Annotated in this window: 22 protein-coding genes; 11 read left to right on the forward strand and 11 right to left on the reverse strand. The window is 70.0% G+C overall.

Annotation, left to right across the window (positions count from 1 at the left end; translation table 11 throughout):
* Position 1: 1 nt before the first annotated feature.
* The 5 genes from sufU to MIAR_RS07115 form a co-directional block, all read right to left on the reverse strand.
* Positions 2 to 442 carry a Fe-S cluster assembly sulfur transfer protein SufU gene (sufU, locus tag MIAR_RS07095; RefSeq protein WP_285633381.1) on the reverse strand — a complete coding sequence of 147 codons (441 nt, stop codon included), beginning with the start codon at positions 440 to 442 and terminating at the stop codon, positions 2 to 4.
* A complete protein-coding gene (locus MIAR_RS07100; RefSeq protein ID WP_285633383.1) occupies positions 442 to 1,740 on the reverse strand; it encodes a cysteine desulfurase in 1,299 nt (432 codons plus the stop codon). The genes sufU and MIAR_RS07100 overlap by 1 nt, the downstream gene beginning before the upstream one ends.
* A gap of 72 nt (positions 1,741 to 1,812) precedes the next feature.
* On the reverse strand, positions 1,813 to 2,682 hold the full coding sequence (locus MIAR_RS07105) for a CPBP family intramembrane glutamic endopeptidase (RefSeq protein ID WP_285633386.1): 870 nt from the start codon (positions 2,680 to 2,682) through the stop codon (positions 1,813 to 1,815).
* On the reverse strand, positions 2,679 to 3,404 hold the full coding sequence (gene trmB / locus MIAR_RS07110; protein ID WP_285633388.1) for a tRNA (guanosine(46)-N7)-methyltransferase TrmB: 726 nt from the start codon (positions 3,402 to 3,404) through the stop codon (positions 2,679 to 2,681). The genes MIAR_RS07105 and trmB overlap by 4 nt, the downstream gene beginning before the upstream one ends.
* 59 nt (positions 3,405 to 3,463) lie before the next feature.
* Positions 3,464 to 4,303 carry a DUF3097 domain-containing protein gene (locus MIAR_RS07115; RefSeq protein WP_285633390.1) on the reverse strand — a complete coding sequence of 280 codons (840 nt, stop codon included), beginning with the start codon at positions 4,301 to 4,303 and terminating at the stop codon, positions 3,464 to 3,466.
* A 123-nt stretch (positions 4,304 to 4,426) separates the two neighbouring features.
* Here MIAR_RS07115 and MIAR_RS07120 point away from each other — a divergent pair, with 123 nt between their 5' ends.
* The 4 genes from MIAR_RS07120 (at position 4,427) to MIAR_RS07135 (ending at position 8,621) form a co-directional block, all read left to right on the forward strand.
* Positions 4,427 to 6,427 (forward strand): TPM domain-containing protein, encoded by a 2,001-nt coding sequence (locus tag MIAR_RS07120; RefSeq protein WP_285633392.1) that lies wholly within the window; start codon positions 4,427 to 4,429, stop codon positions 6,425 to 6,427.
* A 101-nt stretch (positions 6,428 to 6,528) separates the two neighbouring features.
* Positions 6,529 to 7,266 carry a PspA/IM30 family protein gene (locus MIAR_RS07125; RefSeq protein WP_285633394.1) on the forward strand — a complete coding sequence of 246 codons (738 nt, stop codon included), beginning with the start codon at positions 6,529 to 6,531 and terminating at the stop codon, positions 7,264 to 7,266.
* Positions 7,267 to 7,343: 77 nt separating this feature from the next.
* The gene (locus tag MIAR_RS07130; protein ID WP_285633397.1) at positions 7,344 to 8,150 is read left to right on the forward strand and encodes an arginase family protein; all 807 of its coding nucleotides are present in this window, start codon (positions 7,344 to 7,346) and stop codon (positions 8,148 to 8,150) included.
* 30 nt (positions 8,151 to 8,180) lie between these two features.
* A complete protein-coding gene (locus MIAR_RS07135) occupies positions 8,181 to 8,621 on the forward strand; it encodes a Fe-S oxidoreductase (protein WP_285633400.1) in 441 nt (146 codons plus the stop codon).
* Between the two features lie 3 nt (positions 8,622 to 8,624).
* On the opposite strand, the gene MIAR_RS07140 is transcribed toward MIAR_RS07135, so the two are convergent.
* Both MIAR_RS07140 and MIAR_RS07145 read right to left on the reverse strand, forming a co-directional pair.
* The gene (locus tag MIAR_RS07140) at positions 8,625 to 9,083 is read right to left on the reverse strand and encodes an SIP domain-containing protein (protein WP_285633403.1); all 459 of its coding nucleotides are present in this window, start codon (positions 9,081 to 9,083) and stop codon (positions 8,625 to 8,627) included.
* A gap of 85 nt (positions 9,084 to 9,168) precedes the next feature.
* Positions 9,169 to 9,873, reverse strand: a complete 705-nt coding sequence (locus tag MIAR_RS07145) for a tyrosine-protein phosphatase (RefSeq protein ID WP_285633406.1) — start codon at positions 9,871 to 9,873, stop codon at positions 9,169 to 9,171.
* A 160-nt stretch (positions 9,874 to 10,033) separates the two neighbouring features.
* On the opposite strand from MIAR_RS07145, the gene MIAR_RS07150 reads away from it, so the two are divergent.
* Genes MIAR_RS07150 through MIAR_RS07175 form a run of 6 tightly spaced genes read left to right on the forward strand, consistent with a single transcriptional unit; the run spans position 10,034 to position 15,944 of the window.
* Positions 10,034 to 10,948 (forward strand): alpha/beta fold hydrolase, encoded by a 915-nt coding sequence (locus MIAR_RS07150; RefSeq protein WP_285633409.1) that lies wholly within the window; start codon positions 10,034 to 10,036, stop codon positions 10,946 to 10,948.
* Positions 10,949 to 10,990: 42 nt separating this feature from the next.
* Complete coding sequence (locus tag MIAR_RS07155) at positions 10,991 to 12,520, forward strand: ABC transporter substrate-binding protein (RefSeq protein ID WP_285633412.1); 1,530 nt, start codon at positions 10,991 to 10,993, stop codon at positions 12,518 to 12,520.
* A gap of 1 nt (position 12,521) precedes the next feature.
* Entirely contained in the window at positions 12,522 to 13,475 is a 954-nt protein-coding gene (locus tag MIAR_RS07160) for an ABC transporter permease (protein ID WP_285633415.1), read from the forward strand.
* Positions 13,472 to 14,341 carry an ABC transporter permease gene (locus MIAR_RS07165; RefSeq protein WP_425561559.1) on the forward strand — a complete coding sequence of 290 codons (870 nt, stop codon included), beginning with the start codon at positions 13,472 to 13,474 and terminating at the stop codon, positions 14,339 to 14,341. Before MIAR_RS07160 ends, MIAR_RS07165 begins: the two co-directional genes overlap by 4 nt.
* Positions 14,338 to 15,159: an ABC transporter ATP-binding protein gene (locus MIAR_RS07170; protein ID WP_285633418.1), complete on the forward strand. Its 822-nt coding sequence runs from the start codon at positions 14,338 to 14,340 to the stop codon at positions 15,157 to 15,159. Before MIAR_RS07165 ends, MIAR_RS07170 begins: the two co-directional genes overlap by 4 nt.
* The gene (locus MIAR_RS07175; RefSeq protein ID WP_285633422.1) at positions 15,156 to 15,944 is read left to right on the forward strand and encodes an ABC transporter ATP-binding protein; all 789 of its coding nucleotides are present in this window, start codon (positions 15,156 to 15,158) and stop codon (positions 15,942 to 15,944) included. The genes MIAR_RS07170 and MIAR_RS07175 overlap by 4 nt, the downstream gene beginning before the upstream one ends.
* Here the strand turns inward: MIAR_RS07175 and MIAR_RS07180 are convergent.
* The 4 genes from MIAR_RS07180 to MIAR_RS07195 are packed head-to-tail and all read right to left on the reverse strand — an operon-like array spanning position 15,928 to position 18,673.
* On the reverse strand, positions 15,928 to 16,677 hold the full coding sequence (locus MIAR_RS07180) for a hypothetical protein (RefSeq protein WP_285633425.1): 750 nt from the start codon (positions 16,675 to 16,677) through the stop codon (positions 15,928 to 15,930). The genes MIAR_RS07175 and MIAR_RS07180 overlap by 17 nt on opposite strands.
* A 12-nt stretch (positions 16,678 to 16,689) precedes the next feature.
* Positions 16,690 to 17,193: a GNAT family N-acetyltransferase gene (locus MIAR_RS07185; protein WP_285633428.1), complete on the reverse strand. Its 504-nt coding sequence runs from the start codon at positions 17,191 to 17,193 to the stop codon at positions 16,690 to 16,692.
* Complete coding sequence (locus tag MIAR_RS07190; protein ID WP_285633431.1) at positions 17,190 to 17,888, reverse strand: uracil-DNA glycosylase; 699 nt, start codon at positions 17,886 to 17,888, stop codon at positions 17,190 to 17,192. The genes MIAR_RS07185 and MIAR_RS07190 overlap by 4 nt, the downstream gene beginning before the upstream one ends.
* Positions 17,888 to 18,673 (reverse strand): SDR family oxidoreductase, encoded by a 786-nt coding sequence (locus tag MIAR_RS07195; protein ID WP_285633434.1) that lies wholly within the window; start codon positions 18,671 to 18,673, stop codon positions 17,888 to 17,890. The genes MIAR_RS07190 and MIAR_RS07195 overlap by 1 nt, the downstream gene beginning before the upstream one ends.
* Positions 18,674 to 18,809: 136 nt before the next feature.
* On the opposite strand from MIAR_RS07195, the gene MIAR_RS07200 reads away from it, so the two are divergent.
* Positions 18,810 to 20,132, forward strand: a complete 1,323-nt coding sequence (locus tag MIAR_RS07200; protein WP_285633437.1) for a bifunctional o-acetylhomoserine/o-acetylserine sulfhydrylase — start codon at positions 18,810 to 18,812, stop codon at positions 20,130 to 20,132.
* Positions 20,133 to 20,161: the final 29 nt, after the last annotated feature.

A 20,161-nucleotide genomic window follows, 5' to 3' on the forward strand; every position in this document is an offset into this window, starting at 1 on the left:
CTCACCCCTTGCGCAGAGCATCCTCCGCGGCGACCCAGGCGAGCATCGCGCACTTCACCCGAGCGACGTACTTCGACACTCCCCCCAGGGCGGTCGCGTCCCCGAGCAGCTCGGGATCCGGCTCGATCCGGCCCCGCGATCGCATCGCCTCGCGGAACGCGTCGATCCGTCTGATCACCTCGTCCTCGGGCATCCCCTCGACAAGCTCGGCGAACAGCGACGCCGAGGCCTGCGAGATCGCGCAGCCGTGGCCCTCCCAGGCGACGGCCTCGATCGTGCCGTCCGGCGCGCGGTGCATCTGCAGGGTGATCTCGTCGCCGCAGGTGGGATTGAGCTGGTGCGACTGGGCGGCGATCGGTTCGCGCAGCCCGTAGCCGTGCGGCGCACGGGAGTGATCGAGGATGAGCTCCTGGTAGAGCCCGTTGAGGTCGGAAGAGGACATCAGCGCCTCCGGAAGAAGTCGATCGCGCGGGCGACCCCTGCGATCACCGCGTCGACCTCGTCGCGGGTCGTGTACAGGTAGGTGCTGGCTCGGGTGGATGCCGTGATGCCCAGGCGCCGGTGCAGAGGCTGAGCGCAGTGATGGCCCACGCGCACCGCGATGCCCTCGTCGTCCAGGATCTGACCGACGTCGTGGGCGTGGATGCCGGCCACGTCGAAGCTCGCGAGCCCGACGCGGGGCCGTGCGATGCCCGATCCCAGCACCCGCACGCCATCGAGCGCGCCGAGCCCGTCGACGAGCCGAGAGCCCAGCTCGGCTTCGTGTGCGGCGATCCGCGGCATCCCGACGCGCTCCAGGTAGCGGACGGCGGCGGCCAGCGCGATCGCCTGCGAGACGCGCTGCGTTCCGGCCTCGAAGCGCTGCGGCGGAGGCAGATACGCGGCCTCCGTGGTCGTGACGGTCGTGATCATCGAACCGCCGGTGAGGAACGGCGGCATGGCCTCGAGCAGCTCCCGCCGCCCGTACAGGGCGCCGATCCCGGTCGGGCCGAGCATCTTGTGCCCGGACAGCACCGCGAAGTCCACGTCGAGAGCATGCAGGTCAAGAGGCAGGTGGGGCGCGGACTGGCAGGCATCCAGAAGCACCATCGCCCCGGCCTCGCGAGCGAGCGCGATGACCTCCTCGATCGGGTTGACCACACCGAGGACGTTCGAGACGTGGGTGACGGCGACGATCCGGGTGCGCGGCCCGATCAGCCGGGCGGCCTCCTCCATGCGCAGCGCACCGTCATCGTCCAGCGGGATGACGCGCAGCGTCGCGCCGGTGCGCGCCGCCAGCTCCTGCCATGGGATGAGGTTGGCGTGGTGCTCCATCTCGGTGGTCACGATCTCGTCGCCCTCGGCGAGGCGAAGCCTGTCCGCCTCCGCTCCGCCACGACCCGCCGAGGCGTTCGACAGCGAGTACGCGACGAGGTTCACGGCCTCGGTGGCGTTCGAGGTCCAGACGATCTCGTCCGCGTCGGCGCCCACGAAGCGCGCCAGGGTCTCACGCGCGTCCTCGAAGGCATCCGTCGCCTCGGCGGCGAGCGTGTGCGCGCCCCGGTGCACGGCCGCGTTGAGGTTCAGGAGGTAGTCGCGCTCGGCGTCGAGCACCGCGAGCGGCCGTTGCGCGGTCGCGCCGGAGTCGAGGTAGACGAGCGGATGCCCGTTCACCTCGGTCTGCAGGATCGGGAAGTCCTCGCGGAGGCGGAGCACCTCCGCTTCGGCGAGCGTGTCCACGGTGGAGGCGGTGTTGTGCACCCCTCCAGTCTCCCACCTGCGAAGACCGCGACGGCCGTCGTGCGTCAGGAGCTGTCGTTCCCCGAGACGGCCTCAGATCAGGAAGACCGGGAGCAGCCCCGGATTGTGCGCGTGCACGAGGACCGCGAACACGACCGCGTCGAACAGCAGATGCACGGTGACGACGTAGGCGAGCGAATGCGTCCGCAGGAAGATCCAGCCCTGCAGCAGGGCGAACGGGACGGTCAGGACCGGCCCCCACGCCCGGTAACCGAGCTCCCACAGGAACGACACGAACACGATCGCCTGCAGCAGGTTCGCGACCAGGTCGGGGAAGTGCCTCCGCAGCAGCGCGAACACCGTGCAGATGAAGAACAGCTCGTCCCAGATGCCCACCGCTCCCACGCCGACGAAGAGCCGTCCGATCAATTCGGGCGAGTCGACGACGGGCCAGTTGCGGTACACGCCGCTGGAGATGAAGTAGTACGGCAGGATCAGCCAGCCGAGCACCAGCACGGCCACCAGCCACACCCACTGCCAGCGCGCCCAGCGCCTGCGAGTGCGCCACGGGAACGAGATCGCCCGATCCCGGAACACGAACCGCGAGACGAGGTACGGCACGAGCACCGCTCCCCCGAGCGCCAGGGTGAACCGCAGCATCGCCGCGTCGTCGAGCTGAGCCTCCAGCGAGATGGCGTGCACGATCAGCATCCCGGCCGCTATCAGCACAAGATCCCGCGCGAGCGACGGCGCGCGTCTCTCGCCGATGCGCCACGTCGGCCGATGACCCGCGAACACCGCTCCGCCGCTCTCGGGCCGCCGGCGCTCCACCAGGGCGGCGGTTCCGACGCCGATCGCGAGCAGCACCCATCCGACCCAGGTCCAGCCGAGCACGAAGAAGGCCGGCGCGGCGAGGCACACCAGCGCGGCGGGCCCGAGCCGCCGCCAGGCGGCGGCAGTCACACCCGCTGGACCCTGCGGTAGGTCAGATCCCGGATGTCGCGGCCCTTGGCGATGCCCTTGCGCTCGAAGGCGGTCATCACTCGGCCGTCGAATCGTTCGGCCCATTCGCCGTCGAACGCGCGCTCGAACTCGGGCGCCTCGTCGAGGACCTCGCGCATCTGCAGCGCATAGTCCTCCCAGTCGGTCGCCAGCCGCAGCAGCCCGCCATCGGCGAGAGCGCGTGCGGCGATGGGCGGGAATCCGGGGCGGATCATGCGGCGCTTGTTGTGACGTGACTTGTGCCACGGGTCGGAGAAGAAGATCCACACCTCGGATGCCGCGCCCTCCGGCAGGAACGTCGACAGCACCTCCGGCGCGTTCGCCTCCACGAGACGCAGGTTGCGGGCGCCCTCGCGATCCGCGTCGAGCATCGTCCGGGCCAGGCCGGCGCGGAAGACCTCGACGGCGAGGAAGTCGTCGTCAGGGCGCGACGACGCCGCGGACACGATCGCATGCCCCTGACCGGATCCGATCTCGACGATCAGCGGGGCGGTGCGGCCGTAGACGGAGGCCACGTCGAGCCGGGCATCCGGATGCACCGAGGTGAACGCCACGTCGCGCGGGACGTCGATCAGATAGGACGGAGCGAGCTCCTCGAACGCGCGCTCCTGACCCTCGGACATGCGGCCGCTGCGGCGCACGAACGAGACCGGTTCTTCGCGGAAGGTGCGGGGTTCTGGCATCCCTCCAGGGTACCGGGGCGAGCCCTCCCGCCCCGTCGGGATGCCGCGCGACCGGCCGCTCATGATGCCGGCGCGGTGACGAAGTCGATCAGCTCCTCCACCCGCCCCAGCAGAGAGGGCTCGAGGTCGCGGAAGGTGGTCACGCGGGACAGGATGCGCTGCCACGCCCGAGCGATGTCGGCCTGGTCCTCCGCGGGCCAGCCGAACGCGCGGCAGATCCCCGTCTTCCAGTCGGTGCCGCGCGGGATCTGCGGCCAGGCGCGGATGCCCATCGCGGCCGGCGTGACGCACTGCCAGACGTCGATGTACGGGTGGCCGACGATCTTGAGATGCTTCCCGTGCGGGCCGCGCATGATCTGCTCGACCATCCGGGTCTCCTTCGACCCGGGCACGAGGTGGTCGACCAGCACGCCGTAGCGGCGGGTCGCGTTCGGCGGCGCCTCGGTCAGCAGCTCCTCGAGCAGGTCGATGCCCTGCAGGTACTCGACCACGACGCCCTCGACCCGCAGGTCGGCGCCCCACACCTTCTCCACCAGCTCGGCGTCATGCCTGCCCTCGACCAGGATGCGGCTGGGAAGGGCGACCTTCGCGCGGTCGTCGGCGACAGCGAAAGAGCCGGATGCCGTGCGCCGGGTGCCCTGCGGCGCGGCCTTCGGCACCACGAGGCGCACGGGCCTGCCCTCCACGAGGAAGCCGCCGCCCATCGGGAAGCTGCGTCGGCGCCCCTTCCAATCCTCCAGCTCGACCATCCCGGCTTCGACGCGCGTGATCGCGCCGCAGTATCCGTCCGCTGCCAACTCGACGACGAGATCCTTCACGGCGGGCACGTCGCTCGCCTTCGCGAAGCCGCGCTCCCGCCATCCCGCCGCGAGCACATCGCTGCCGTACCTGTCGTCCATGCCTTCCAGCGTATGCGCCTCCGCGGACAGCGAACGGGCAGCGCCCAGCGGATGCTGTCGCGTGTCGGCCGCTGTGCATAGACTCGTCGCATGGGGGCACGGCTGCCGGTCGGAGGGAACAGTATGCGTCAACGGTGGCTGGTCTGGGTCGCGGTCCTGCTCGGTACGGTCCTGGGCGGGTTCTCGCTGAGCGCGGCCTCCGCCACGGACCCAGGGCCACTCACCGGATCCGGCAACGTCACCGACATCAGCGGCGTGCTCTCTTCGCAGCAGGTGTCGGCGGCCGATGCCCGGCTGTCAAAGCTTCGCGCGGACACGGGACTCGACCTCTTCGTCGTCTTCGTCCCCGAGTTCACCGGCGCCACCGACGAGAAGGACTGGGTCGCCCGCACCGCCTCGGGCAACGGCTTCAACGACCATCAGTATCTGGTCGGCGTCTCGACCGAGGGGCGGATGCTCGCCATAGCCGGGCCCCAGCAGGGCGGCCCGATCTCGGTCTCCGACCGCACACAGATCACCGACGCAATGCTCCCTGCGCTGCGTGGCAACGACTGGGCCGGATCGATCGACGCGGCGGCTGCCCAGGTGCAGGAGATGCTCGTCGACGGACCGGCGCGCACGGCGATGGGATGGACGGTATTCGGCATCATCTTGCTGATCGCCGTGATCATCGTCGTCGTCGTGCTGCTGATCCGACGGGCCCGCAAGCGAGCTGCCGAACAGGCGAAGCGCCGCGCGCAGCTGGTGGAGATCGGGCAGCAGGCGAACATCGCGCTCGTGCGCACCGACGATCTCGTGCGCTCCAGTGAGCAGGAGATGGAGTACGCGCGCGCCCAGTTCGGCGACGACGTCATCGGCGACTTCGTCACGGCGCTGCAGACCTCTCGCACCAATCTGAACGAGGCCTTCTCCCTGCAGCAGAAGCTCGACGACGAGGTCCCCGACACCGACGAGCAGAAGCTGGAGTGGTCGCAGCGCATCCTCGAACTGTGCTCGGAGTCGACGAAGGTGCTCGAGGAGCGCAAGGCCGACTTCGACGAACTGCGCAAGCTGGAGCAGAACGCCCCTGCTGCGCTGGACAACGTGCGCAAGCTCCGAGCCGCCGCCGGTGCCGAGGTCGACCGCGCCGATCAGATCCTCGCCGCGCTCACAGCCGCCTATGCGTCCGCAGCGATATCACCGGTCGCCGACAACCCCGCGCAGGCCCGATCCCGCCTCGCGTTCACGGACACGCAGGTCGAGGCGGCCGACGGGTTCATCGCCGCGGGGAAGACCGGTGACGCGGCCGTCTCGGTGCGCGCCGCGGAGGGCGCCGTGCAGCAGGCGACGCAGCTGGAGGATGCCGTCGAGGAGCTGCAGAAGTCGCTGAAGGATGCCGATGATCGTGCCGCGGCTCTCGTCGCGGAGCTGGGCAGCGACCTGCAGACGGCCCGCGCGCTGCCCGACGCACAGGGCGCTGTCGCCCAGGCCGTCGCGGCCACGGAGCAGGGCATCCGCCAGGCGCAGAGCCAGCTCGGCGCATCGGGTCGCAATCCCGTCGAGGCGCTGCGCGTCCTTGAGGCGGCGAACATCGCGATCGACGGCGTCATCGCGCACGTGCGCGATGAACAGGCCAGGATCCAGCGCGCCGCCGCCATGCTGGGCGATGCGATGCAGCGCGCGCAGATGCAGATCTCCTCGGCGGAGAGCTTCATCCTCAATCGCCGTGGCTCGATCGCGTCGACCGCGCGCACACGGCTCTCCGAGGCCCAGGGAAGCCTCGACCAGGCGCAGAGCCTCGCCGGGACGGATCCGGTGCAGGCCCTCGCGCTCGCGCAGCGCGCCGACACCCTCGCCGCCGAGGCCCTGCGCCTCGCCCAGAACGACTACGGCGGGTGGAGCGGCGGCGGAGGCGGGAACGACAATCTCGGCGCCTTCATCGGCGGGATCCTCATCGGGTCGGCAGGCAGCCATGGTGGTGGCGGCTGGGGTGGTGGCGGCGGCCTCTTCGGCGGGGGCGGAGGAGGCGGCACCAGCGGGAGCAGCGGCGGATTCTTCGGCGGCGGAGGCGGCGGCGGCTTCTCCGTGGGAGGCTTCGGCGGAGGAGGCGGAGGGTTCTCCGGCAGCAGCGGAGGCCACTTCTAGCCACATCGCGCACCTGATCGCGACTCATCAGATCGACCTCTAACCTGACCAGACACGTACACGGCAAGACAACCATCCGAGAAGAAAAGGGAACCCACACAATGGCCAAGGAATCCATCTTCGGACGCATCTCCACGCTCGTCCGTGCCAACATCAACGCTCTCCTCGACCAGGCCGAGGACCCGCAGAAGATGATCGACCAGCTCGTCCGCGACTACACGAACAACATCGCCGACGCCGAGTCCGCGATCGCGGAGACCATCGGCAACCTGCGTCTTCTCGAGCGCGACCACGAGGAGGACGTGCAGGCTGCGACGGACTGGGGCAACAAGGCCCTCGCCGCCTCCCGCAAGGCCGACGAGCTCCGCGGCACCGGCCACACCGCCGACGCCGACAAGTTCGACAACCTCGCGAAGATCGCGCTGCAGCGCCAGATCAGCTCCGAGCGCGAGGCGAAGGCGGCCGAGCCGCAGATCGCATCGCAGACCGAGATCGTCGACAAGCTGAAGGACGGCTTGAACGGCATGAAGAACAAGCTCGGCGAGCTCAAGACCAAGCGCAGCGAGCTGCTCGCCCGCGCCAAGGTCGCCGAGGCGCAGACCAAGGTGCAGGACGCCATCGGCTCGATCAACGTGCTCGACCCGACCAGCGAGCTGGGCCGCTTCGAGGACAAGATCCGCCGCCAGGAGGCTCTCGCCCAGGGCAAGGCCGAGATCGCCGCCTCGTCGCTGGACGCGCAGTTCGAGAGCCTCGAGGACCTCGGTGAGCTCACGGAGGTCGAGGCGCGCCTCGCCGAGCTCAAGTCGGGCAAGCCGCAGGCCGCCATCGAAGCCGAGTGATCGGACACACAGATTGACCGAGCGGGCGGACGCCGCATCCCGGCATCCGCCCGCTCCTTCTCCTCCCGGGAGAGACCATGACCCGTTTCCTCATCGTCCCGCAGTGGCAGGGCTCGCCCGCCTCGCGGGCCATGCTCCTCATCGACGGCGCCACCGCGATCGCCGGCGACCTGCCCCGCAAGGACACCACCGTCCTGGATGTGCCGCTCGAGGCCGGCGAATCGCTGGGCACCGGCGTGCGCCGGCTCAGCTCACTGCTGCGCGTGCGGGAGCTGATCGCGGAGCACATGACGGATGCCGACGATCAGATCGTGCTCGTCGGCGGCGACTGCAGCGTGAGCGTGTTCGCGCTCTCCGCGATCGACACCTCGGATCTCGCCGTGCTCTGGTGCGACGCGCATCCCGATCTGAACGATCCCTCCACCTCCCCGTCCGGCGCGTTCTCCGGCATGTCCCTCGGAGCCGTGCTCGGCGACGGGGAGCCGCAGCTCGCGCTGAACCCGGGCATCCCCGCCGAGCGGGTCGTCCTCCTCGGCGCTCGCAGCGTCGATGACGGCGAGAAGTCGCGACTGGACGCGCTGCGCACGCTCTCGCCGGAGGACGCACAGGATCCGGATGCCGTGGCCGAGGCGCTGCGCGCGACCGGGGCATCCCGGGTCTGGGTGCACATCGACGTCGATGTCATCGATCCCGCGGAGTTCGAGGGTGTCTCGGACGCGGAGCCGTTCGGCGTCAGCACGGCCGCCCTCGCCGCCGCCGTCAAGCGCGTCCGTCAGGATCTCCCGCTCGCCGGCGCGACGATCGCCGGGTTCGCGCCCCGCAGCCCCGCGGATGCCGTGCAGGACATGGGTGCGATCCTGCGCCTGATCGGTTCCGTGGCGTGACGCGGCGCACGGCATGAGGCAGGCCGCACCATGAGCGCCGACTGGCGCGCCGACGCCGAGCGTGCACTCGAGCGCGGGCGACGCTCCGACCTGCGCATCCCCTCGTTTCTGCTGCGCTCCCCCATCAGCCGGATCGGCTACTGGTGGGGCACCTCCGTCGGCTGGGTCTGGGGCTCGCTCTGGAGCACCGGACCGGTCGAGCGCCGTGCCGGCCTCTGGGTGTTCCGCGGCCTGCCTGACTGGGCCTACGGTCGCGGCGGGGTGTGCGTGGGCGGCTGCTATCTGACCGGTGATGTCGAACCCTCGGATGCCGTGCTGCGTCACGAGAGCGTGCACAAGCAGCAGTGGCTGCGCTACGGCTTCCTCATGCCGGTGCTGTACCTGTTCGCCGGCCGGAATCCCCTGCGCAACCGCTTCGAGATCGAGGCAGGTCTGGAAGACGGCGGCTATGTGCCGCGGTCCGGACGCTGAGCGTCAGAAGACCGGCAGTCCGTAGCGTGCGGGAGCGTGGATGGCCGTCGGCTCGACGCCGCACCCTCCGGTGAGGTGCTCGACGATGTCCGCCGTGCTGAGGTAACCGCCCAGCAGCGTGGCCTCGGTGCGCATCGCACCCTCGGAGTCGTCGCACAGCATCTCGTCCGCCCATGCGGTCGCGGCACGCGTGAGAGTCTCTCCGGCCGCCCGGCGGACGCCCCGACGGGTGCGAGGCAGCCAGGTGACGGTCATGCGCGGCGGCGCCGAGACGATGCTGACGTCGTCCTGGTCGGCGACCTCGATGAACACACGGCCCACGGCGCACAGCGGCAGCGTCGCGAGCAGGACCTCCAGCTCGGCGAGCGAGTTCTCGTCGGCGGTGATCAGGTGCTGCACCTGCGGGCGACGGGACGCCCGACGTGCGGCGCGTGCGCTCGCGGTCGTCTCGGCAGTGCTCATGATGTCTTCATCGTAGCACCGAGGAAGGGTTGCCTAACCTATGCGACTCCCAGCCTTGGGCCGCTGAGCCTGCCCGAGCAGACGCTCACTCGATCAGCGCGTCCGCGAGGGCATCCAGCTCGGCCTGCGTGAGACCCGCCTCGAGGAGGTAGGCGGCGACCGAGCCGTAGCGGCGATCGAGATCGCCGAGCAGCGCGGCCATGACCGGCGCGGGCGACTCGGTGGCGAGCTGGATCGCGTTGCGCGCGTCGGGCATGTGGGCGCGGAAGTACTCCGCGATAGCGCGATTGCGCTCAGCGGGCAGCTGCGACGCCGTCAGTGCGTAGTCAGCGACCACGGCATCGCGGTCCGCCCCGACCGCGCTCAGCGCCAGCGCGACGATGACCCCGGTGCGGTCCTTGCCGACCGTGCAGTGCACGAGCGCGGGCTCCCCCTCGGAGAGGATGCGCACGGCATCCACCAGTCGCGACGAGCAGTCGTCGACCAGATGGCCGTACATCCCGGCCAGATCCATGTCCTGCTCGAAGAACGATCCGACCGAGCCGAGGAACAGGGGGACGCGCGTCGTCGGGACGTCACGGAGCGCAGAGGGCTCCGAGCGCACCTCGGTGTCGTCCCGCAGGTCGACCACGCGCCGGATGCGGTCGCGCAGCAACGCCTGCCCGTCCGGCGTGACCCGCGCGAGATGACCCGACCGCAGCAGCGCACCCGCGCGCACGCGCGCCGACCCGACGGGAATGCCGCCGACATCACGCAGGTTGTTCACGCCGGGAATGCGAAGGACCGTCACCGTTCCAGCCTAGGCGAGGGAGCACAACCTGGCCCGACACCGGCGAAGACAGAAAGACAAGCCCAAGTGGTCAGATGACTTCTTTATGTCCATTGATTACCGAAGATTACTTGTCGTAATGATCTGGCATTTCCTGTGAGCCGCATCCGGATAGGAGAATATGGCCGTGGCACAAGACACCAGCGAGTTCCGGTACCTGCCCACGCAGGCGGCGATCCTCGGCACCACCGTACCCGCTGCCGAGCGCATCTCGCTGACGCTGCCCGACGGTCGCACCCTCAGCGCCCTGCGCTTCGGCGGCGGAGACCCGGAGGTGACCCTCCTGCACGGCGCCGGCCTGAACGCGCACACCTGGGACACCGTCCAGCTGCTGCTGGACCGACCCGCCCTCGCGATCGATCTCGCCGGTCACGGCGACTCCTCCTGGCGCGAGGACCTGGACTACTCCCCCGTCTCCCTCGCCGCCGACGTCGCGATCGCGATGGCCGAATGGACGCGTGACCCGCAGGTGCTGATCGGGCACTCGCTCGGCGGGCTCACGGCGTCCGTCGTGGCCGCGCGGAATCCGCGGCTCGTCCGCGAGCTCATCCTCGTCGACATCGTCCCCGGGATGGACACCGACGCCGCCCCGGCCGTTCTCCGCGACTTCTACCAGGTGACCGAGTTCGCGAGCCGCGAGGATGCCGTCGACCGGGCGCAGGCGTTCGGCTTCGGCGGTTCCCGCGAGGACACCGAGCGCGGTGTCTTCTTCAACACGCGCGTGCGCGCGGACGGTCGCGTGGAGTGGAAGCATCACTTCGCGCACATCATCGGGCAGGCCTTCGACGCGCTGAACGCCGCCAACGCGAAAGCCGCCGAGGCCGACCCATGGGCGGATCTCGAGGCGGTCACCGCGCCCGTCACCCTCGTCCGCGGTGCACGCGGCTTCCTCGCCGACACCGACGCGGCCGCATTCGAACGGCGTCTCCCGAAGGCCACCGCGATCACCGTCGACGCCGGCCACAACGTGCAGGAGACCGACCCGGCCTTCCTCGCATCCCTCGCATCCGACGCCCTGACCCGACCCTCCCGCTGACCAGCCCCGGCGTCTCACAGCACCCCTCCGAGAGGAAACACCGTGTCTCCCTTCCGCAGCACCCGACGATCGGCCCGTCTCGCGGCCATCGGCATCCTCGCCATCGGCGCTCTGATCCTCACCGCCTGCGGCGGATCGACCGAGCCGCAGACCACCTCGACCGGAAAGGCCGACCCCAAGGCGGGTCTCACGGTCGGGCTGGTGCTCGAGCCCACCAACCTCGACATCCGCCACACCAGCGGCGCAGCACTCGAGCAGATCCTGGTCGACAACATCTACGAAGGCCTCGTCACGCGCACGCAGGACAACAAGGTCGAGGACCGCCTGGCGAAGTCCCACGAGATCTCGCCCGACGGCCTCACCTACACCTTCACGCTCAATGAGGGCATCGCCTTCCACGACGGCACCGCCCTCACCTCGGCCGACGTCGTCTCGTCGTACGAGACCGTGAAGTCGGATGCCACGGTGCAGGGCAACGCCGAGTTCGCCGGCGTCACCGCGATCACCGCACCCGACCCGACGACGGTGCAGATCACGCTGGCCAAGCCGGATCAGAACTTCCTCTTCAACCTCACGGGACCTGCCGGCCTCGTCTTCAAGACCGGAGACACCACCGATCTGAAGACCGCCGAGAACGGCACGGGTCCCTTCACGCTGCAGCGCTGGGCCAAGGGCAGCTCGATCACGTTCTCGCGCAACGAGGACTACTGGGGCAAGAAGGCCGGGCTCGCCGAGGTCACGTTCCAGTACATCCCGGACTTCACCGCCGGCGTGAACGCGGCTCTGGACGGCAGCGTCGACGTGCTCACCGCCGTCGACCCGAACCTGGTCTCGCAGCTGAAGGACAGCGGCGACTTCACGATCACGACAGGGCGCACCACCGACAAGGCCACGCTCGCCTTCAACAACGCGAAGGCTCCGCTGAACGACAAGCGCGTGCGCGAGGCACTGCGCCTGGCGGTCGACCACGAGGCTCTCGTCGAGGCGGTCGGCGCGGGCCAGCCGCTGTACGGTCCGATCCCGGAGCTCGATCCTGGCTACGAGAACCTGTCCAAGCTGGTCCCCTACGACCCCGACAAGGCCAAGGCGCTCCTCAAGGAGGCCGGCGTCGAGAAGCTCGACCTCTCCCTGACGATCCCGTCGTTCTACGGCACGACCGTCGCTCAGGTGCTCGTCTCCGACTACGCCAAGATCGGCGTCTCGCTCGAAGTCGACCGCGTCGAGTTCGCCACCTGGCTCGAGGACGTCTACAAGAACCACGACTACGAGCTGAGCTTCGTGCTGCACGTCGAGCCGCGCGACTTCAGCAACTGGGCGAACCCCGAGTACTACTTCGGCTACGACAACAAGCAGGTGCAGGACCTCTATGCGCAGTCGCAGGCCGAGCTCGACCCGGCGAAGTCGGCCGATCTGCTCGCGGAGGCCGCGCGGATCGTCTCCGAGGACGACGCTGCGGACTGGCTGTACAACGGCGCGACCCTGACCGCCCTGACCGCGGGCGTCAAGGGCTTCCCGAAGGACTCGATCAACTCGCGCATCGACCTCGCGGGCGTCACCAAGACCGCCGGCTGACATGCTCCGCTACGCGCTCACACGAGGAGTCCTGCTCATCGCAGGGCTCCTCGTGTCGAGCGTGATCATCTTCTTCACCCTGCGGGTCTTCCCCGGCGACGTCGCGCAGCTGATCGCCGGCACGCAGGCGAGCCCCGAACAGGTCGAGGCGATCCGCCAGTCACTCGGACTCGACAAGCCGCTGCTCGCGCAGTACACCGACTGGATCGGCGGCATCCTGCACGGCGACCTGGGCACCTCTCAGCTCAGCGGGGCCTCGGTGGGCGCCGAGCTCGCCGAGAAGGCGCGGGTCACCTGGCCGCTGGCCCTGATGTCGATGACCATCGCGATGCTGATCGCAGCGCCCTTCGGCGTGCTCTCCGCGATGCTGCGGGGTCGCGGCGGCGGCACCGCGTTGAGCGTCACCGCGCAGGCGGTCGCGGCGATCCCGGTCATCTGGGCCGGCATGATGCTGGTCGTCGTCTTCGCGCACTGGCTGGGCTGGCTGCCCGCCCAGGGGTTCCCTCGCACCGGCTGGTCGACCCCGGCCAAGGCGTTCGAATCGCTGCTGCTGCCGGCCATGACCATCGGGATCGTCGAGGGCGCCATGCTGATGCGCTTCGTGCGCAGCGCGACGCTGCAGGCCTCCGGCCAGGACTTCGTGCGCACAGCAGCCGCCAAGGGACTCACCCGCCGCCAGGCGCTGATCCGGCACGGGATCCCTGCCGTGGGGCTCTCCATCGTGACCGTGCTGGGCGTGCAGGTCGCGGGCATCATCGTCGGCTCGGTCGTCGTGGAGCAGCTGTTCACGCTTCCCGGCATCGGGCGGATGCTGGTCGCCGACGTCGGCACGCGCGATCTCGTCAAGGTGCAGAGCGAGCTGCTGGTGCTGACCGGCTTCGTGCTGGTGATCGGCTTCCTGGTCGACCTCGTCCATCACGCCATCGACCCGCGACAGCGCGAGGAGGCCGGATGATGCCCCGCTGGCTGCGTTCCCTGCTCTCGTCGCGCACGGGGCTGTTCGGCGTGATCGTCGTGCTGCTGATCGCCGTGACGGCGCTGGTCTCGGTGTTCTGGACCCCGTTCGATCCGATGCTCTCCGACATCCGCGGCCGGTGGGCAGCCCCCGGCTGGCCGCATCTGCTGGGCACCGACGGCACCGGGCGGGACATCCTCAGCCTCGTCATGGCCGGTGCGCGCACGACACTGTTCGTCGCCGTGGGGTCGGGCATCGTCGCAACCCTCGTCGGTGTCGCCCTCGCCGCCCTGGGCGCCCTCACCGTGCGCTGGGTGCGCGAGACCGTCGCGGTGCTCGTCGACATCCTCATCGCGTTCCCCGTGCTGATGATCGCCATGATGATCTCCGCCGTCTGGGGCGGCTCGCTGTGGGTCGTCGTGTTCTCGGTGGGCATCGGGTTCGGTGTGAGCATCGCCCGCGTCACCCGGCCCGAGCTGCGCCGGGTGCAGCAGAGCGACTTCGTCGTGGCCGGCCGCGCGAGCGGGCTCACCACAGCACAGAACCTCGTGCGGCACCTGCTGCCGAACGTGGCGCCCGTGTTCATCGTGCAACTGTCCTGGTCTATGGCGGTCGCCGTGCTCGCAGAGGCCGGCCTGTCGTACCTGGGCTTCGGAGCGACCCTCACCGAGGCGTCCTGGGGAACGCTGCTGGCGGATCTGCAGCGGTACATCGGCGTGCATCCGCTCACCGTGGTCTGGCCGGGCCTTGCCATCACGATCACGGTGCTCGGGCTGAACCTGCTCGGCGACGCCCTGCGCGAGGCCACCGACCCGACGCTGAGCCGCCGCAGCGCAGAGGTGCATGTCCCGGCGGTGGTCGCATGAGCCTCGAGGTGAACGACCTGGTCATCGAGATCGACGGCCGTCGTGTGATCGACGGCGTCTCGTTCTCGGTCGCCGACGGCCAGCGCTTCGGCCTGATCGGCGAATCGGGATCCGGCAAGTCCCTGACCGCGCTCGCACTGCTGGGTCTGCTCCCGGACGCGGCGACGGCGAGCGGCAGCATCCGCTGGAACGGCACCGAGCTGATCGGGATGCCCGACCGCGAACTCGCGAAGCTGCGCGGTGATGAGATCGGCATGGTGTTCCAGGAGCCGCGCACCGCGCTGAACCCGATCCGCACGGTCGGCCGGCAGATCGCGGAATCGGTGCGCATCCACGAGCGCATCGGACGCCGCGAGGCCCGCGAGCGGGCCGTGGCCGAAGCCGCTCGCGTCCGGCTCCCGGAACCGGACGCCATCGTGGACCGCTACCCCCATCAGCTCTCCGGCGGCCAGCGCCAGCGCGTCGCGATCGCGATGGCACTCGCCTGCCGGCCGAAGCTGCTGATCACCGACGAGCCCACCACCGCCCTCGACGTCACGATCCAGGCCGAGGTGCTGAGGCTGCTGCTGTCGCTGGTGCAGGAGCACGGCATGTCGCTGGTGTTCATCACGCACGATCTCGCCGTGCTGTCACAGGTGGCGACGCACGCGGTGGTGCTCGAGCACGGCCGCATCGCCGAGCAGGGACCCGTCTCGACGCTGCTGAGCGCGCCGTCGTCCCCGATCACCCAGGCGCTGCTGCGCGACGCGACCGCGACGCTGTGGCGTCCCGACGCCGGGCATGACGAGGGTCACGCACCGAAGGGAGGCGTCGCATGAGTCTCATCGAGGCGGAGGGCCTCGGCCGCACGTTCGCCCTTCCCAAGCGCACCCTCCTCGAGTCGCGCCGCACGAGCACGGCCCTGCATCCCACCGATCTGACGATCGATGCGGGCGAGTCGGTCGGCATCATCGGCGAGTCCGGCTCCGGCAAGTCCACCCTTGTGCGACTGCTGCTGGGGCTCGACCGTCCGACGACCGGCCGGGTGGCGGTCGACGGCAGGGACGTGGATGCCACGGCATCCGCCCGCTCGCTGCACTGGCTGCGCCGACAGACCGGGCTGGTCTTCCAGGACCCGTACGCGTCACTGGATCCGCGGATGACGGCGGGCCGGATCATCGCCGAGCCGCTCTGGGCGCTCGACATCCCCGGCGATCACCGTGCGCGGGTGCGGGAGGTGCTCGAGCAGGTGGGTCTGGAGGCCGACATGGCCGATCGGCACCCCCACGAATTCTCCGGAGGGCAGCGCCAGCGCATCGCCCTGGCGCGCGCGATCGCGCATCGCCCCCGCGTCCTCGTCGGCGACGAGCCTCTTTCGGCGCTGGACGTGACGGTCCGCGCACAGGTGCTCGAGCTGATCGCGCAGCTGCAGCGCGACGAGGGCCTGACGGTCATCATGGTCTCGCACGACATCGGCGTTGTGCAGAACCTCGCCGACACGGTCATGGTGATGAAGGACGGACGGATCGTGGAGCACGGACCGACGGATGCCGTGCTGCAGCACCCCGCCGAGGACTACACGAGGCGGCTGCTCGCGGCGATCCCGGTCATCCCGCACCCCTGACCGCGATCCGGCGTCCGGATCCGAACGCGGCGATCTGGGCGCCGAGGTCGGAGAGACCGACCGCGACATCGACGAGGTCGAGGTCCGCAAGGGCATCCGCCAGCAGGAGACACTCGCCGGACAGCTCTCGTCGCAGCCTTCGCCCCTCGCGCGTGCGCCGCCACGTCCGCGAGCCGGCGAGTCCTGCTTGCAGTGCGTCGAGATCGACGAGCAGCTCCCACATCTCGGGATGCACGATCATCCAGTTCGACGTCATCGCCGGCAGGCGGTGGTCGGCCAGCAGGCCGGCAGCCGCGAGCTGCGCCCTCCGGCGAACACGCCACCGTCGCAGCGGTGAGAGCCGCGCGAGCAGACGGCTGAGCGGGGCGAACAGCAGAACCTCCTCGTCGTCGACGGCGACGGCGAGACGACGCCGCCCGCTCCGGCGCGTCAGCCGGCTCTTGCCGTCCAGGTGCGGGACCGCGATCCTCACCAGGCCGGCGAGGTGCTCGCGCACCTCATCCGCACTCAGGTCGACATCGATGATGTCCCTGGTGAAATGGCCGTCGACGACGAGGGAGAACCAGGTCGCTCCCGTCGAGTGCACGACCGCCCACCGTGTGGGGTCGCTGGTGCTGAGGAGGCTCAGGAACGCCGAGTCGCTCCGCAGCGTGACGCACGAACGGATGCCGGCGTCGACCGGCTTCAGGGCGATGAGCGCGGCGCGGACGTCATGCAACGGATCGGCGGTCACGGAGCCCCGCGATCACAGGGTCTTCTGCAGCAGGAACACTCCTTGCGGCTCGCCGAACTTCAGACCGACCTCGGTGAGCCGCCCCGCATCGGTGAAGCCCGCCTTGCGGTGCAGGGCGATGGAAGCCTCGGCCCCGCGGTCGGCGATCACGGCGATGACCTGGCGCAGACCCGCCGTGCGGCAGGCGTCCAGGAACTCGGCGAGCAGCGCCCACCCGATCCCCCGCCCACCGGCCGTCGGGGCGAGATAGATCGAGTTCTCGATCGTGAACCTGTACGCCGACTTCGGGGACCACTGCTGGCCGAGCGCGTAACCGAGGAGCTCGCCGTCCTCGGTCTCGGCCACCAGGAACGGGATGCCCGCGTCCGCGATCTTCGCGGCCTTGTCCGCCCAGGTCTGCTCCGTGGACTCGACCTCGTCGTACGTGACCGTCGAGGTGCGCACGTAGTGGTTGTAGATGTCGCGGATCGCCGGCAGATCGGCGTCCGCCACCTGCCGGATGCGCAGCGCGCTCATGCCTCTCCCTCCACACGCCAGTCGACGGGCTGCGCGCCCATCGACTCCAGCATCGTATTAGCCCGGGAGAACGGCTTCGACCCGAAGAACCCCCTGCTCGCCGACAGCGGCGAGGGGTGGGCGGACTCGATGATGGGAGTGTCCTCCAGCAGGGGCTTGAGGCCCCGGGCATCCGCTCCCCAGAGGATCGCGACCAGCGGCTTCCGGCGCGCGACCAGCGTGCGGATCGCGAGCTCGGTGACCTTCTCCCAGCCCCAGCCGCGGTGCGAGGCCGGGGTGCCGGGCCGCACGGTCAGCACCCTGTTCAGCAGCAGCACGCCCTGGTCGCTCCAGGCGGTCAGGTCGCCGTGCGGAGCCGGGGGGATGCCGAGATCGTCCTGGCGCTCCTTGTAGATGTTCCCGAGGCTGCGCGGCAGCGGCCGCACCTCGCGGTCGACCGCGAACGACAGGCCGATCGGATGCCCCGGCGTCGGGTACGGGTCCTGACCCGTGATCAGCACGCGCACGTCCGCCAGCGGCCGCTGGAAGGCACGCAGCACCTGGGCCCCCGCGGGCAGGTACCCGCGACCGGCGGCGTTCTCGGCGCGCAGCCGGTCCCCCAGCTCCGTGATCAGCGGCTGCACGGGCGCGAGCGCCTGTGCCCACTCCGGATCGATCTGCCCGGCCTCGGCCAGCTGGGCGAGCGTCTGCGGCATCAGTCGACGTCGGTGCGCACGTGCAGCGGCCCGCGCGCCAGCAGGTGCTGCGCGGACTGCGCCACAGGACGCATGGTCACGAGATCCAGGTTCACGCGACGCGGCGCGTTCAACGCGAAGGCGATCACGTCGGCGACGTCCTCGGCCAGAAGCGGCTCCTCGACGCCCGAGTAAACGGCATCCGCGGCGACCCGGTCGCCCCCGAGACGATTGAGGGTGAACTCCTCGGTGTGCACCATGCCGGGAGCGACCTCGACAACGCGGATGGGCTCGCCGTTCAGCTCCTGACGCAGCACCTTGACGAGCATCGACTCCGCAGCCTTCGCCGCGTTGTACCCGGCGCCGCCCGGATAGGCGGTCTGCGCGGCCGTCGACGTCACGAAGACCGTGTCGGCGTGGCCGGAGTCCTCCGCGGCGCGGCGCAGCAGCGGCAGGACGCCGGCGACGAGCCGCTGCGTCGAGAGCACGTTCGCGTCGTACATCCACTGCCAGTCGTCGATCGAGCCGTTCTCGACGCTGTCGGTGCCCCGGGCGCCGCCGGCGACCTGCACGAGCGCGTGCACGGGGCCGGTGCGCTCGAGCTCCTCGATGAGCGCGGCCACGGCATCCGGATCGGTCAGGTCGCAGGCGATCGCCGACGATCCCGTCTCCGCGGCGAGCGCCTCCAGCCGTTCCGCCCGTCTGGCGACGCCGACCACGTCCCAGCCCTGCGCGCGCAGCGCACGCACTGCGGCCTCTCCGATACCGGTACTCGCCCCTGTTACCACGGCACGTCTGTTCAGCATGCATCCACCGTACGGCTTTCGGGGCGCTTCGCTGTGTTACGTAACATTTCCCGGCGGTTGTCCGGCGTCGTGCTCGCTCCGTAACCTCGCTTCCAGGCATCCGGCCGCACGACCACACTCACTCTGGGAGAACCTCATGTCCACACCCGAGAACTGGCGCTTCGAGACCAAGCAGATCCACGCCGGCGCGGCACCCGACCCGGTCACGAAGGCGCGCGCCACGCCGATCTACCAGACGACCTCCTATGTGTTCGACAACGCCGACCACGCCGCGAACCTGTTCGCCCTGGCCGAGTTCGGGAACATCTACACCCGCATCCAGAACCCCACCCAGGACGTGCTCGAGCAGCGCCTCGCCGCGCTCGAGGGCGGCACCGGTGCCCTCGTGCTCTCCAGCGGCCAGGCGGCGTCCACGTTCGCCGTGCTGAACATCGCTCAGGCCGGCGACCACATCGTGTCGTCCAGCTCGATCTACGGCGGCACCTACAACCTCTTCAAGTACACGCTCGCCAAGCTCGGCATCGAGGTCACCTTCGTCGAGAACCAGGACGACCCGGCCGAGTGGCGCGCGGCGCTCCGCCCGAACACGAAGCTGTTCTTCGCCGAGACCATCGGCAACCCGAAGATCAACGTGCTCGACATCCGCGCCGTCGCCGACATCGCCCACGAGGGCGGCGTGCCGCTGATCGTCGACAACACGATCGCCACCCCGTTCCTCATCCGCCCGTTCGAGCACGGCGCCGACATCGTCGTCCACTCGGTCACCAAGTTCCTCGGCGGCCACGGCACCACCATCGGCGGCGCGATCATCGACGGCGGCTCCTTCGAGTGGTCGAAGAACGTCGAGAAGTTCCCCGGCCTCACCGAGCCGGACCCCTCCTACCACGGCGCGAGCTACACCACCGCCGTCGGCGACGGTCTCGCGTACATCATCAAGGCCCGCGTGCAGCTGCTGCGCGACCTCGGCTCCGCGATCGCCCCGCAGAGCGCCTGGAACCTGATCCAGGGCATCGAGACCCTCTCGCTGCGCGTCGAGCGTCACGTGCAGAACGCCCAGGAGATCGCCGAGTGGCTCGAGAACCACGACGACGTCGCCTCCGTGAACTACTCGGGCCTGCCGTCCTCGCCCTGGTACGCCAAGGCCAACGAGTACGCCCCGAAGGGCGTCGGCGCGGTGCTGTCCTTCGAGCTCAAGGGCGGCGTGGAGGCCGGTCGCGAGTTCGTGAACAGCCTCACGCTGTTCAGCCACCTCGCCAACATCGGTGACGTGCGCTCCCTGGTCATCCACCCGGCCTCCACCACCCACTCCCAGCTCTCGCCCGAGCAGCAGCTCACCGCCGGCGTCACGCCGGGCCTGGTGCGCCTGTCGGTCGGCCTCGAGAACATCGACGACCTCAAGGCGGACCTGGAGACGGCGCTGGTCGCCGCGCGTCGCGTCGCCGAGGCCGCTCGCGCCTGATCGCGCTCTCCTCCTCAGAGACATGGATG

The organism is Microbacterium arabinogalactanolyticum (assembly GCF_030268005.1).
In the GTDB taxonomy this organism is placed as follows: Bacteria; Actinomycetota; Actinomycetes; order Actinomycetales; family Microbacteriaceae; genus Microbacterium; species Microbacterium arabinogalactanolyticum.